Genomic DNA, 14,282 nt, shown 5'->3' with positions numbered 1-14,282 from the left:
CCGGCGCTTCACCGTGACCAACCCCGTTGCCAGGGTCCTCCCGCTGCTGGGGATTCCGCACCTTGACCGGCTGTTCGACTACGCCGTCCCGGAGAAGTGTGATGCCGAGGCACAGCCGGGGGTGAAGGTCCGCGTCCGCTTCGCCGGGCGCCTGGTGGACGCCCTCCTGGTCGAACGCCGACGTACAACCGACCACGTCGGTGAGCTGGCTCCGCTGAACAGGGTGGTCAGTCCCGTGCGGATCGTCCCGCCGCACCTCTGGGACCTGGTCAACCGCCTCGCCGACCACTACGCCGGCACCCGCTCCGACGTGATCCGCGCGATCGTCCCCTCCCGCCACGCAACCGCGGAGAAATCGGGACTGTTCGGCGGGGGAGCGTCCTGGGAGGAACTCTACGGTTCCCTCGTCTCCCGTGACGACCTTGTTGCCGCGCCCTGCGACGCAGCTGCGCAGGGGTGGGCCGGTTACCGCCACGCCGACAGCTTCCTCACCGCCGTGCTGGACGGACGGGCCGCCCGCGCCTCCTGGCTCTGGACGACGGGGGAGGACTGGCCGGCACGGCTGGCTGAACTGGCTGCGACGGTGGCCTGGTCCGGTGGCGGTGTCCTCATCGTCGCCCCCGACCAGCGCGATGTCGACCGCCTGACCACCGCGCTGCGCCGGTTCCTGTCCGCCGCCCAGATCACCGAACTCACCGCGAAAGTGGGCGCTGCGGCACGGTACCGTCGGCACCTGGCCGTCCTCCAGGGACAGGGGCGTGTCGTCGTCGGTACCAGGTCGGCGGCCAGTGCGCCGGTGAAGGATCTCCGCCTCGCCGTCCTCGTCGGTGACGGGGAGGACTCCCTCGTGGATCCGCGCGCTCCCTACCTGCATGCCCGGGAGGTCGTCCGCATGCGCTCTGAGCTGGAGGGCTGCGGACTCATCGTCGGGGGCGTGCACCGGACCGCCGAAGTGCAGCAGTGGGTGGAGGAGGGCTTCACACCCACGTTGCGCGCGGAGCCCGACGTCCTGCGTGCACGCCTGCCCTGGATCCACGCCCTCGACGACATCCACGACGCCCACCAGAACCACGCCCGGATGCCGTCGGCAGGCTACAAGGCCATCCGTAAGGCCCTGGACGCCGGGCATCCGGCGCTGGTGCAGGTCCCCAGGCGCGGTTATGCACCCGCCGTGGCGTGCAGTTCCTGCCGCACACCGGCACGGTGCCGCCGGTGCAACGGCCCGCTCGAGATACCCGGTGGCAGTGGCGGTGGCTCGAAGGATGATGCCGCCGCGCCCCGGTGCCGGTGGTGCGGGGCCCTGGAGGGGCACTTCACCTGCACCTCCTGCGGCGGTCACGCCCTGCGCATGTCGGTTGTCGGTCAGGAACGCACCGCCGAGGAGCTGGGCCGGGCCTTTCCCGGGGTCGGCGTGACCGTGTCCGGGGGTGGCCAGGTCAAGGACAGTCTTCCGGACGCCCCACGACTCGTGGTCGCCACGCCCGGGGCCGAGCCGGTGGTGGACGGCGGCCTGTACAGCGCGGCCGTGCTCATGGATGCCTGGCTGCCCCTCGGTCGCGCGGACCTGCGTGCGACGGAGCAGTCGCTGCGGCAGTGGATGGAGGCGGCCGCCCTGGTGCGGCCACGCGAGGACGGTGGTGAAGTGGTGCTGGTGTCACCGACCGCCGACCCGACCGCCCAGGAACTGATCCGGTGGGACCCGGAGGGTGCAGCCGCCACCGAGCTCGGGAACCGGCGGGAGGCGGGCTTCCCCCCGGCGGTCGTCATGGTTGCCGTGGACGGTACGTCCACCTCGCTGGACCAGCTGCAGGACGCCTGGACACCACCGGAGTCGATCGGCCCCGTGGAACTGCTGGGGCCGGTGGAACTGCCACCGGGGATCCGGCGCCCGGCGGGATTGGGCGAACCGGAGGCCGGTGAGGCGCGGCGGCTGATCATCCGGGTGCCGGCGTCGGGTGGCACCGACGATGGCGCAGGTGCCGAGACCCTCGGCGCGAGCCTGCGGGCGGCGCTGTCCCTGCGTGCCACGCGGCGCCAGAGTGACCCGTTGCGTGTCGTCGTCGACCCGGTGCGGGTCGGATAGCCCCGCCCTCGCAACCGTGAACCCGCATCCCGTTACGGACTCCGTACAGCACCGCCACGTACGTGATGTAGGCGTGGAGCGCGAGGAACACGACAGCGAGGATCAGGATAGTGAGGGGGTCCGTGGCGTCGACCCTACTGCCTGGGCTTGCCCCCGTACCACGTGAGTAGACTTGGACTCCATGACCGTTCTCGATATCCGACTGTTCGGAGATCCCGTCCTGCGGACCGTCGCCGACCCGGTGGACGACCCCACCGCCGACGCCACCCTCCGCACCCTCATCGACGACATGCTGGAGACCATGGACGACGCCGGGGGCGTGGGCCTGGCAGCGAACCAGGTCGGGGTGACACGCCGCGTCTTCGTCTTCGACTGCGAGGGCGACCGTGGCCACATCATCAACCCCGTGTGGGAGACGATCGGGGAGGAGACCCAGACCGGACGTGAGGGATGCCTCTCGGTACCGGAGACCGGCGGGCCGGTGACCAGGGCGGAAGCAGTCCACGTCACCGGGGTCACCGTGGACGGCGAGCCGGTCGACCGGGAGGTCAGCGGGCTGCTCGCGCGGTGCGTCCAGCACGAGACCGACCACCTCGACGGAACGATGTTCTTCCAGCGCATGGAGTCCACGGACCGCCGTGCCGTCATGGCGGAGATCAGGGGAAGTGGGTGGTTCAACCGATGAGGATCCTCTTCGCCGGAACGCCCGAGCCCGCTGCCCTGACCCTGCAGTACCTTCTGGAGGCCTCCGGGCACGAGGTCGTCGGCGTGCTCACCCAGCCGGACGCCAAACGCGGCCGGGGCAGGACGCTGCACCCGTCCCGGGTCGCCGACGTGGCCGACGCCCACGGGGTACCCGTGCACAAATGGCCCTCACTGAAGGCCTCGGCCGACAACGCCGACGAGGTCCGCCGTGTGCTGCAGGGGTACGCCACCGACGGGGTGGACGCCGTCGCGGTCGTGGCCTACGGCCAGATCCTGCCCGCGGACGTGCTCGACATCTTCCGTCACGGCTGGATCAACCTGCACTTCTCGCTGCTTCCCCGGTGGCGTGGCGCGGCACCGGTGCAGGCCGCCATTGCCGCGGGGGACGGGACGACAGGGGCGACGACGTTCCGCATCGTGCCCGAGCTCGACGCGGGACCGGTCACGGGCGAGGTCACCGAGACGATCTCCGCAACCGACACCGCCGATGACCTGCTGACCCGGCTGACCTGCGCAGGACGCGTCCTCTTGTCGGACACCCTGGACGGGCTCGCCTCCGGTGACGTCGTCCCGGAGCCGCAGCCCGAGGACGGCATGACCTACGCCGCGAAGATCACCCCGGCCGACGCCCGCGTCGACTGGCGGCGTCCCGCGGTGGATGTCCAGCGCACCACCCGTGCCCACACCCCGGCCCCCGGACCGTGGACGGTGCTGGACGGGGAGCGGTACAAACTGGGGCTGCTGACCTTCGCCGACTCCGCCGCTGACCTGGCGCCGGGTGAGCTCACCGCCACGCGGGACGCCGTCCTGGTCGGTACCGGCGACGCTCCTCTGGAGATCACCAGGATCCAGCCACCGGGCAGGAAGATGATGGCGGCGGCAGACTGGGCCCGCGGGCACAGTGACCTCTTCGACGGGCACACGCCCGTACTCGAATCCACGGAAGGAGAATCCTGATGGGTGGCTTCCGGTCACGATCGACCTCCGGTGACCAGCCGGGGCAGAAGAAGTCGGGGACACAGGGCGGCAAGTCCGGTTACCGGCGGCGCAGCGAAACGCATCGGCAGGAGCACGACGAGGCCCGCGATACCCAGGGGTCCGGCGACAAGGTGCGTGACGCCGCCCTGGGCGTCCTGCGGCAGGTGTCCTCCGGAGGCGCCTACGCGAACCTGGCCCTGCCCGCCGCCCTGCGTGCGGCGAAGATCACCGGCCGGGACGCGGCGTTCGCCACCGAACTGACCTACGGCACACTGCGCGCCCAGGGGTTCCTGGACGCGGTGATCGCCGAGGCCGCCGGACGCCCGGTCGCCCGCACCGACGAGACGGTGCTGGACGCCCTGCGTCTCGGCGCCTACCAGCTGCTGCGCACCCGGGTCGACGACCACGCCGCGGTGAACACCAGTGTGGAGCTGGTCAAGGCCAACGGTGAGGGCAAGGCGACCGGCTTCGCCAACGGTGTGCTGCGCCGGATCACCCGGACATCGCCGGAGCAGTGGCTCCGGACCGTGACCGCGGGGATCACCGACGACATCGAGCGTCTCGCCATGGAGACCTCTCATCCGCGGTGGATCGCCGAGGTGTTCAACACGGCATTGGGTGGGACAGCGGACGCCCCGGCAGCCGACCTCGGGGACGCACTCGCCGCCGATGACTCCCGTCCGCTCGTGCACCTGGCAGCGCGTCCGGGACAGATCTCCGGCGAGGAGCTTGCCCTGGTCACCGGCGGCGAGGAGGGCCGTTGGTCCCCGTACGCCGTCCACCTGTCCGAGGGCGACCCGGGGAAGCTCGAGCCGGTGCGCGACGGACTCGCCTCCGTACAGGACGAGGGGTCACAGTTGATCGCCCTCGCGCTGCTGCGCGCCCCGGTGGCGGACGACCGTGGCCGGTGGCTGGACCTGTGCTCCGGCCCCGGCGGCAAGACGGCGTTCATCGCCTCCTGGGGGCTGGGCGACCAGGCACGGGTCGATGCCGTGGAACCTGCAGAGCACCGCGCCGACCTGGTACGGAAGGCGACCAGCGGACTGCCGGTGACCGTGCATGTCGGAGACGGGCGTGACCCTGCGGCAATCACGGGCCTGGACGTGCCCGCCGGGGAGCGCCCGGGATTCGACCGGGTGCTGGTCGACGCCCCGTGCACCGGGCTCGGTGCCCTGCGCCGTCGTCCTGAGGCCCGGTGGCGCAAGTCGCCCGACGATGTTCCCGAGCTGGTCTCCCTGCAGCGTGACCTGCTGCGGTCCGCCCTCAAGGTCACCGCACCCGGTGGCGTGGTCGTCTACTCGACCTGTTCGCCGCACCCGGCGGAGACGGTGGAGGTCGTCCGCTCGATCGCGGAGGAGACCGGCGCGGAGATAGAGGACGCCACGGCCCTGTTCCCGGAGTTCGCTGACGCGTCGGACGGTTCGGCACTGGACTCCGCGCCCTTCGTGCAGCTCTGGCCCCACCGCCACGGGACGGACGCGATGTTCTTCGCCGTACTGCGCCGGTAGGTCCCGTCCGTGTGGGGGATGTGCCTCGGCCACCATCCCCACCATGCAGGACTGTGCGGCCCTGACCCGCCATGTCCTCGTGCGCCCGGCTCCCCCTGGCGTGCACCATGTTTATCGAACATATGGTTGCATGTGTCCACACCGTCGTATACACTTTCGTCAACGAACACGACACAGGGGGACACCGGGGACATGACCACCACCAGCACCGAACCGCCGCACCACACCATCACCGACGTCCAGGCACTGCTCAACAACGGCGAAGTCGTCATCATCTCCTACCTCGCCACCCTGCCCGAACGATCCAGGGTGTCCACCGCTCTCGCCCTACGTTCGCGCACCCGTTCGGACGCGATCAGGTTCGCACACGCCGCAGACGTCTCCCTGCGCATGCCTGACCTGTTCGCTGCCGTCGCAGAGGCCGGCACCGTCACCGCCGATCACCTCGAGGTCATCTGGAGCCGCATCAACCGCCAGTTGACGACGGTGCCCGCAAAGGCTGTCGAGCAGGTCCGCGCCGATCTCGACGCCGCCGTCGCAGACGCGCTCACCGACTGGCTGGCGGCCTCCTCCTCCCCGGTTCCCCTGCCCGCCCTGCGCGACCGCGTCGATGCAGCACTGATCGACCTGGCCCCCGATCTCGCCGAGGAGACCGCTGCTGCCGAGGCGGAGTCCTCGACGCTGTACCGCAAGGGCCTGCAGTACATCCTGACCACCGGATCGGAAACCACCAGCGCAGCAATCGCCGATGCGCTGGACACTAAAGTTCGCCAGCGACTTGCCGGACTACGACGTGACCGGGATCTGCTGGACGAGGATACCGCCGCCGAGTTTCCCGGATTGCCGACACCTTCCCAGCTCAAGGCACAGGTCCTTCTCGAACTTCTCGGGGATGCACCGGAAACAATGACCGTGCGGGTCAACCTGTACCGCGCGAGCCTCGATGGCATCCACGGGATCGGGGCAGGCTACCTGCCCAGTTGCGGGTGGGTGGATACCACCACCGCTGACCGCCTGGAATCGGTGGCCGATACCGTCAAGGAGGTCGCCACCGATCCCACCAGGATCCCGGCATCGGCCGGGTACCCGTTCACCTTCACCCAGAAGCTCTACCTCGACGGCCGTGACGGGCACTGCCGGTTCCCGTCGTGCACCGTCCCGGCGGTGCAGTGCGACAACGACCACATCGTCAACTCCGCGCACACCGACCCGGACAGCGATGGGCCGACGGCGGTGACCAACGGGCAGAAACTGTGCCGGGCCCACCACGCGGGCAAAACCGACGGGACCTGGAGCTGCTACACCGACGACGGCGGATTCACCATCCACTGGACGGGCCCCGACGGCGACACCCACACCACCCACGCCGACGGGCCGCTGGCCAGGTTCAAGGGAATGAGTGACTGCGACGTCGCCGAACTCGCCGGATTCACCCCACCCACTCCCGCACCCCAGCCTGATCCCGGGCCCGGGGGATAACCTGCTCCCCACTTACACGCGCGAGCCAGTGCCGGTGTCCCCCTGAGTCGCGACTTCGGCACAGCGGGTCGGAGACTCAGTACACATCGCGGACGTAGCGCTTCTCCTTCTTCATCGCCGTCAGGTAGTCCTGCGCCGCCTCCGGTGACACGCCACTCTGCCCGGCGATGACGTCCAGCAACGCGTCCTCCACGTCCTTCGCCATACGCGACGCGTCGCCGCACACGTAGAAGTAGGCGCCGTCCTCCAGCCAGCGGAACAGTTCCCCGGCCTCCTCGCGCATCTTCGTCTGCACGTAGACCTTCTCCGCCTGGTCGCGGGAGAATGCCAGCGACAGCTTGGTGAGTACCCCTTTGTCCTGCATCACGGTCAGCTCATCGGAGTAGATGAAGTCCGAGGACCGGTGCTGGTCACCGAAGAACAGCCAGTTGGCACCGGCCGCACCCGACTCCGAACGCTCGTGGAGGAACCCGCGGAATGGCGCGATGCCCGTCCCCGGCCCGACCATGATCACCGGTGTCCCCGGATCCTCCGGCACGCTGAACGCCGCATTGGGCTGCAGGTAGATGCCCACGGTTTCGCCGGAGTCAACGTCGTCCGCCAGCTCGCCGCACTCCAGACGGTCCGAGAGGAAGGTGGAGCACACACCGCCGTGCTCGCGGTCACCGGCGTCCACACCGGCGCCGTTGTGGCGCACTGCCGCGATGGTCAGGTGGATGCTGTCCGGGCTCTCCAACGGGCTCGAGGAGATCGAGTACTGGCGCGCCTGCAACGGGCGCATGACCTCGGCAAGGGTGTCCGACGCGAAAGTCACCTCCGGCGACTCCTCCAGCAGGTCCAGGATGTCGCGTCCCCACAGGAAGGAGTCCAGTGCGTCCCGGTCGTCGCGCCGCACCACATCAGCCAGCACACTGTCCGGGTCCGCCTCCGTGAGAACGGTGATGAGTTCCTTCGACGGGGTGCGGATCTCCCACTCACGCAGCAGTCGCTCACCAAGGGGCGTGCCGTCCACGTCCTCGTCGGCATCGAGTCGCAGACGCGCGAGGATCCCGTCGACCAGTGACGCGTCATTGACCGGCATGACCGCCAGGGCATCCCCAGCGGCGTAGGTGATGCCCGAGTCGCCCAGGTCGAACTCGAAGTGCCGGATCTCCTTGGCGCTGTCCTCACCCGACAGAAGGCGGTTCACGGTGAGTCGTGAGGGGTAGGGGTTGCGGCGGTTCCAGGCGGAGCGTGCCGGCGGAGAGGAGGCGGGCACGGGGGACGCCGCACCCGCTGCACCGGCCGGGGCGAGCGCGGCCAGGGCCGCAGTGACCTCCGCCGTCCACGATTCCGCGGGTTCCTCGAAGTCCACGTCGCAGTCGACGCGTGCCACCAGGCGTGTGGCGCCGAGCTGTTCCAGACGGATGTCGATGTCCTTGCCCGCCTGGCAGAAGTCGTCGTAGCCGGAGTCGCCCAGGGCCAGCACGGCGTAGCTGAGCTCCTCCAGGCGCGGCATGTCCTCGGCGGCCAGGGCCTCCCAGAACAGTTCGGCGTTGTCGGGCATCTCGCCCTCACCGTAGGTCGAGGTGATGATCACGACGTGGCTGGCAGACGCCAGGGAATCGGTCCCGGCCCCGTCCAGCTCGGCGACGTTCGCGCCCAGTCCGGCGCCGCGCAGACCCCCGGCCAGCTGGTCGGCGAGGAATGAGGAGTTCCCGGTCTGGCTGCCGTAGAGCACCTCCACGGTCAGTGTGGCGGCAGGCGCCTGGAACCGGTCCTTGGCCAGGTCCATCCCGGCGAAGAAGCCGTCCAGCCACAACTTCTGCTCGACGGAGAACGGGGCTTCGGTGGGGATCGTGGTCATGCGTTCACACCTTTCGTCTCCCGCCAGTCGGCGACGAGGTCGTCGAGGGAGGCCGTGGCGATCGCCCTGTCGAAGGCCTCGTGGTCGATCAGCCCGGCGTTCTTGGCGGACTGGAACATGATCCATCCGTAGGTCGCCGGGGCGTCGATGCCGCGGACGTTGCGCCGTGACAGGGACTCCTTGTAGTCGTCGAGACGTTTCGCGGCGATCAGGGCGGCGAGTTCCCCGTCGGCGAAGGCGTCCAGTGCGTCGCGCAGATAGCGGACCACCTTCTGCATCACGAAGAAGTCCTCGGTGAGAATCAGGTTGCGCACGGTCTCCTCGATGCGGGGGTCGTCGGCGCCGACCGCACCGGTCACCCGCTCACGCGCGATCTCCCGGGCGGCGGTCAGGATGGTGTAGGACGCCAGCAGAGAGAACATGTCCGGTGCGCCGTTCCGCGAAGGTGCGCGCCCGTCGAGTAGCACGCGCTGGTCGCGGTAGTCCAGCTTGAAGTCGCGCAGCCGGGAGGACGCCACCGCGGTGGCGAGTTCGTCCAGCAGGTCGCGGCGGGACGCGGCAGCGAGGATCTCGTCGGCGTCCTGGTACAGCAGCAGTGCCCGGGGCATGCAGCACACAATGGACTCCCGGGTGGTGTCCCAGTCCGCGCGCAGCCGGATGGCCAGCGGTGACCCGGTGGCGTCGATGTGCCAGTCGAGCAGCATCCGCACGGCCTTCTCATGGAACGGCTCGGCGTCCGTGAGGGGGAAGGTCACCAGTGAATCGGTGCTGACCGGGTTGTTCGCGCCGGCGATCCGGGACTCCGGATCGTACTGGTACAGGAAGCCACCGCTCATGCCGTTGCCGAGGCCCTTGCCGAAGGCGCCGAGGTTGAGGACCGTGCCGTTGGTCATGTACTCGGCACCGAACTCGCCGAAGCCCTCTACCACGGCGGTGGCGCCGGAGTTGCGCACGGCGAAACGGTCACCGGCCTCACCCTCGACGAACAGGCGCCCTCCGGTTGCCCCGAACAGGGCGAAGTTTCCGATCAGGACGTTTTCGCCTGCGTCGGGGGAGCCGCCGCCGGGGGTGCGCACGATGACCGTGCCCCCGGTCTGGCTCTTGCCGACCCCGTCATTGGCGGTGCCGGAGTGGGTGAGGGTGACGCCGTCGTTGCAGAAGACCCCGTAGGACTGCCCGGCGGAGCCGCGGGTGTGCACGGTCACGGCGTCGGAGTCGAGGAAGGCACGTCCACGGTCATCACGGCGGGTGGACGGCATCGCGTCGGCGGTGCCGGCGGCCAGCCCGTGGTTGAGCATCCGTTCGATGTCGATGGAGAGCTGGCCCCCGACGGACTTGTTCCAGTTGAACAGTTCCACCGGGTCGTCTGCACCGATCTCCACGCTGGCCTGTCCGCCGTCGACGAGGGCGGACCGGACGCTGGTGAGCAGGTCGTCGTCGACGTCGTAGTTCTTCTCCAGGTACACCGGATCAGCCACGGTCTTCTCCTCGACGATCGCGAGCATGTCGCGCATGTCCAGGTCGCCGACACTGGCGGGGTGTTCCAGCAGGTGCAGCAGGTCGCTGCGTCCGCGGGCCTCGCGCAGTGACGTCAGGCCCAACCGGGCGAGCAGTTCGCGGACATCGTGGGCGATGTTCAGCAGGTACTGTGCCAGGGCGCGCGGGTCACCGTTGAAGGCCTCCGCGTTGGTGGTCAGCCCCGCAGGGCACTTGATGTTGCAGTTCTTCGCCATCACGCAGCGCAGCATCATCAGGGCGGTCGTGCCGAACTCGAAGGAGTCGCCGCCGAGCAGGGCGGAGACCAGCACGTCGCGCCCGGTCTGGTGGGCACCGGAGCACCGCAGCACGACCTTCTCGCGCAACCCGTTGGCCAGCAGTGCCTGGTGGACCTCGGCCACCCCGATCTCCGCGGAGCGTCCCGCGTACTTCAGGCTGGTGACCGCCGCCGCACCGGTTCCGCCGGTGTTGCCGGCGACGTTGATGACGTCCGCACCGGCCTTGGCCACGCCCACGGCGATCGTGCCGATGCCCTCGGAGGACACCAGCTTCACGATCACGCGGACCCGGGCGGCCTTGCAGTCGTGGATCAGCTGGGCGAGGTCCTCGATGGAGTAGGTGTCGTGGTGGGGCGGGGGAGAGACCAGCTCGATCCCCGGGGTCCCGCCACGGGCGGCGGCAATGTCCACGGTGACTTTCGGGGCGGGCAGCTGGCCACCCTCGCCGGGCTTGGCGCCCTGGCCGATTTTGATCTCCAGTTCCTGCAGCTGCGGGTCGGCGAGGTAGCCGGCCCAGATGCCGAAGCGTCCGGACGCGAACTGCTTGATGCGTGAGCCGCGGATGGTGCCGGCGCGGGAGAAGTGTTCACCGCCCTCCCCGCAGTTCGACATGCCGCCGACCATGTTCGTGCCGTGGGCCACGGCCTCGTGTGCGGAGGCGACCAGCGCGCCGTGGCTCATCGCACCGGAGGCCAGCGTGCGGGTGATCTCGTGGGCGGGCTGGACCCGGTCCAGGGGGAGCGCGGGGGGCGCCTCGGTGACCAGTGCGAACAGTACGGCGGCCCGCCCGGTGGCCCGCAGGATCACCGACGTCGGGGTGATCCTCAGGTCCTGGATGTCCCGGCCCATGACCGACCGCAGCCAGACGGCGAACTCCCCGTGCCGGGCCAGGTCATCGGCGGTGTCGGTGGTGCTGTCGCACAGCAGACGGATGGTGGTCCCACCGTCGGACACGGTCACCCGCAGACCGCGGATGCACAGTGTGGTGTTCCCGGACAGCGAGAACCGTTCCAGCTCGCGGGCGAAGTCCCCGGCGGTGCGCATGCCCGTGACATCCGCCGGGAGTGTGAGCACATCACGCAGGGCGGAGGGACGGCGGTGCCGTTCGGCGCGGGTGGTGGACACGAAGTCGCGGTAGCCCGGGGTGATCCGGAAGTCGTCGATACGGTCATCGGGCACCGGACCGAAACCGGCGTTCTGGTAGGCCTCGTCCGACAGCCCGTAGGAGTCCTCGAGCTGGCCGAGGGTCAGCAGGCGGAGGGCGTCCCCCGGCACCGGGGAGTCACCGGTGCCGTCGCCTGCACTGCCGGTGTCGACGGTGATCCTCTCGTCGGTCAGGCCGGTGAACCCACGCACGGCGGTGGTGCCGAAGGAGTGCCCCGCACCCTCGGACCGTTCCTTGAACAGGCCGAGCAGGGGAATGTCACCGGATTCGCTCACGCTCAGCGCCCGCCGGTGCCAGTCGGAGGAGGCCTGGGCGATGCGGGTGAAACCGACGCCGCCGACGGGGGCGTCCATATGGGGGAAGCAGCGTGCGAGCTGCGGGTCGCGGGTGTCGAGGTAGTTCGGCTCGAAGAACTCGCCGCCGATGTAGCTCTCCACCGTGCACAGTCCGACGCGGCCCATGGTCTTGCCGAGCTGTTTCAGGGCGGCCTTGCGGAACTTGTTGAACGCGCGGTCGGTGTCGGTCTCCTCGCCGGCCGGTCCGGCGGGGCTGGGGTACTTCTCCTCGGCGCGCAGCCGGGCACTGATGCTGTAGACCGCGGCGGCTCCGAAGCCGAGCGCCGAGGCGATGTGGTGGGAGCTGGGGAGCTGCCCGGAGTCGGCGATCACCGAGACGCGCATGCGCAGACCGTCCTGGATGAGACGCTGATTCACCGCGGCGATGGCCAGCAGCAATGGGACGGGCGCGTGCCCCGAGTCCACGCCGCGGTCGGTGAGGACGACGATGCCGCCCCTCTCGTCGGCGAACCGGGCGACGGCGTCACAGAGCCGGTCGAGGGCGTCGACGACGGCCGCGGCGTTCTCGCCCTCCCCGTCGGCGGGGGTGTAGAGCAGGTCCGCGTATTTCACGGGGACGGCCGTCTGCTCCCGGATCCGCAGCATGTCGAGGTGGCTGAGGATGGGGGAGTCCACCACGATCTGGTGGGTGGGCTCGCGCGGGTCCCCGGTGTCCTGCCCGTCGGGTTTGGCACCGAGGGCGACGCGGAAGGTCATCCCGTCGGCCTCGCGGATGCTGTCCAGCGGGGGGTTCGTGACCTGGGCGAACCGCTGGGAGAAGTACTTCGCCAGCCCGCCCTCCTGGTCGCTGAGCGCGTTGATGGCGTTGCCGTAGCCCATCGCGGAGATCCGCTCGGCACCCTGGGCGAGCATCGGGTCCATCATGAACCGGAAGCTCTCCTGGTTCAGTGAGTAGGACACGTAGCGACCCGGCAGGGTCAGGTCACCCTGGTACCCCAGCGTGGAGGTTCCCCGGTCGAGCCCGGTCACCGGGATGTCCTCGATGTGGGTGCGGGCGTCGCCGAGCAGGCGCGCGTAGTCGCGTCCCGTGGCGAGGTCCTCGAGTGTCTCGCGGGTGCCGCGGATGCGCCCGGTGCGGTGGTCGAGCGACAGCATGCCGCCGGCCTCGATACGCCCCCGCCGGATCACCTCGTGGTGCGGTGCCCCGAGCTGCCCGGCCTCGGAGGAGACCATCAGGTAGTCGCCGGTCTCCACGGTGCGCAGCGGGCGCAGGCCGAGGCGGTCCAGGCGGGCGCCGACCACGTCGCCGTCGTTGAAGATCAGTGCGGCCGGTCCGTCGTTCTTCTCCTCGTAGAGGGAGAAGTACTCGAGCATGTCCCGGACGGGTGCCGACAGGGTGCTGTCGTTCTCCCACGCCGGGGGCATCAGCGTGACCACGGCCTCGACGATGCCGAGTCCGTCGTCGAAGACCCGGCTCTGCAGGGTCTGGTCGAGCCGGCTGGAGTCGCTCTGGCCGGGAGGGCGGATGATCGTCCGGTGCCGTGCCGCGGCGAAGGCGTCGTCGTTGATCCGGTTCTTTCGGTCGGTGTTGAGCTCACCGTTGTGGGCCATCAGCCGGAACGGCTGCGCCATGGTCGGGTGGGGCTCGGTGTTGGTGGAGAACCGGGTGTGGAAGTAGAGGGTGCGCACGCTGTGCGCCGGGTCGACGAGGTCCCGGAAGTAGGGGATCACCTCGTCGGCGTTGAGCCGTCCCTTGAGCACCTGCGTCCTGGTGGACAGGGAGAGGGGGTAGAGGCCACGCAGGTCGGGGTCCGGGTAGGCGTCGCCCTCGATGCGCAGCAGGGCATTGTTCGCCGCACGGTCCGCCTCGACGGGGGTCATGCCGTCGACGGTGAAGATCCACTGCACGATGGGCAGCTGGTAGTCCACGGCGACCGGACGCAGCACGCTGTTGTCGACCGGGACCTCGCGCAGGTGGACGACGGTGAGGCCCTCGGCCTCCAGGCCCGCGGTGATCAGGTCACGGGCCTGCTGCCCGTGGGTGGCGTCCTCGGGCAGGAAGAAGTTGGCGACGCCGAACAGGCGTTCCTCCAGGGGGAGCCCGGTGACGGAACGGAAGAACTCCGCTGACAGGTCGATGTTGACCCCGGCGCCGTCGCCGACGCCCTCGGAGGACATTCCGCCGCGGTGGGGGATGGCGCAGAGCGCGTTGTGGCCCCTGACGAGGACGTCGTGCGTCGGGACGCTGTCCTTGCGGGTGAGGAAGCCGACACCGCAGGCGCTGTGCTCCGCGGCCGGGTCGTACAGGCCGTAGGTCGAACTCATGTGCGTGAAGAATCCTCGGGATATCGTCCCCGTCCCCGGCCCGTCGCCGCTTGTGGCGGCCCGTGACGGCGGGGTCAGGTGTGGCAGGGTTGCGATCAGGCAAGACTAACTTATCGTCCGAC

The 14,282-nt window shown here is 69.7% G+C and carries 7 protein-coding genes; 5 read left to right on the top strand and 2 right to left on the bottom strand.

What is annotated here, in order from left to right:
- Positions 1 to 13: 13 nt before the first annotated feature.
- The 5 genes from ACTIL2_RS01850 (at position 14) to ACTIL2_RS01830 (ending at position 6,753) form a co-directional block, all read left to right on the top strand.
- Positions 14 to 2,083 (top strand): primosomal protein N', encoded by a 2,070-nt coding sequence (locus ACTIL2_RS01850; RefSeq protein ID WP_442335744.1) that lies wholly within the window; start codon positions 14 to 16, stop codon positions 2,081 to 2,083.
- Between the two features lie 181 nt (positions 2,084 to 2,264).
- A complete protein-coding gene (gene def, locus ACTIL2_RS01845) occupies positions 2,265 to 2,768 on the top strand; it encodes a peptide deformylase (RefSeq protein WP_442335743.1) in 504 nt (167 codons plus the stop codon).
- Positions 2,765 to 3,745: a methionyl-tRNA formyltransferase gene (fmt, locus tag ACTIL2_RS01840; RefSeq protein ID WP_442335742.1), complete on the top strand. Its 981-nt coding sequence runs from the start codon at positions 2,765 to 2,767 to the stop codon at positions 3,743 to 3,745. Before def ends, fmt begins: the two co-directional genes overlap by 4 nt.
- Positions 3,745 to 5,274 carry an RsmB/NOP family class I SAM-dependent RNA methyltransferase gene (locus tag ACTIL2_RS01835; RefSeq protein ID WP_442335741.1) on the top strand — a complete coding sequence of 510 codons (1,530 nt, stop codon included), beginning with the start codon at positions 3,745 to 3,747 and terminating at the stop codon, positions 5,272 to 5,274. The genes fmt and ACTIL2_RS01835 overlap by 1 nt, the downstream gene beginning before the upstream one ends.
- 192 nt (positions 5,275 to 5,466) lie before the next feature.
- Entirely contained in the window at positions 5,467 to 6,753 is a 1,287-nt protein-coding gene (locus ACTIL2_RS01830) for an HNH endonuclease signature motif containing protein (protein WP_442335740.1), read from the top strand.
- Between the two features lie 76 nt (positions 6,754 to 6,829).
- Here the strand turns inward: ACTIL2_RS01830 and ACTIL2_RS01825 are convergent, their stop codons facing one another.
- Together ACTIL2_RS01825 and ACTIL2_RS01820 are read right to left on the bottom strand one after the other, a co-directional pair.
- Positions 6,830 to 8,599, bottom strand: a complete 1,770-nt coding sequence (locus ACTIL2_RS01825; RefSeq protein ID WP_442335739.1) for a diflavin oxidoreductase — start codon at positions 8,597 to 8,599, stop codon at positions 6,830 to 6,832.
- Complete coding sequence (locus ACTIL2_RS01820) at positions 8,596 to 14,160, bottom strand: glutamate synthase-related protein (protein ID WP_442335738.1); 5,565 nt, start codon at positions 14,158 to 14,160, stop codon at positions 8,596 to 8,598. The genes ACTIL2_RS01825 and ACTIL2_RS01820 overlap by 4 nt, the downstream gene beginning before the upstream one ends.
- Positions 14,161 to 14,282 lie beyond the last annotated feature (122 nt).

The organism is Corynebacterium sp. (assembly GCF_052107835.1).
GTDB lineage: Bacteria > Actinomycetota > Actinomycetes > Mycobacteriales > Mycobacteriaceae > Corynebacterium.
This window is presented reverse-complemented; position numbering and strand designations above follow the sequence as displayed.

Bases quoted from the DNA above. Each gene is read 5' to 3' on its own strand.
- ACTIL2_RS01830 (WP_442335740.1), top strand. From the start codon at position 5,467: ATGACCACCACCAGCACCGAACCGCCGCACCACACCATCACCGACGTC.
- ACTIL2_RS01820 (WP_442335738.1), bottom strand. From the start codon at position 14,160: ATGAGTTCGACCTACGGCCTGTACGACCCGGCCGCGGAGCACAGCGCC.
- fmt (WP_442335742.1), top strand. From the start codon at position 2,765: ATGAGGATCCTCTTCGCCGGAACGCCCGAGCCCGCTGCCCTGACCCTG.
- ACTIL2_RS01835 (WP_442335741.1), top strand. From the start codon at position 3,745: ATGGGTGGCTTCCGGTCACGATCGACCTCCGGTGACCAGCCGGGGCAG.
- ACTIL2_RS01825 (WP_442335739.1), bottom strand. From the start codon at position 8,599: ATGACCACGATCCCCACCGAAGCCCCGTTCTCCGTCGAGCAGAAGTTG.
- def (WP_442335743.1), top strand. From the start codon at position 2,265: ATGACCGTTCTCGATATCCGACTGTTCGGAGATCCCGTCCTGCGGACC.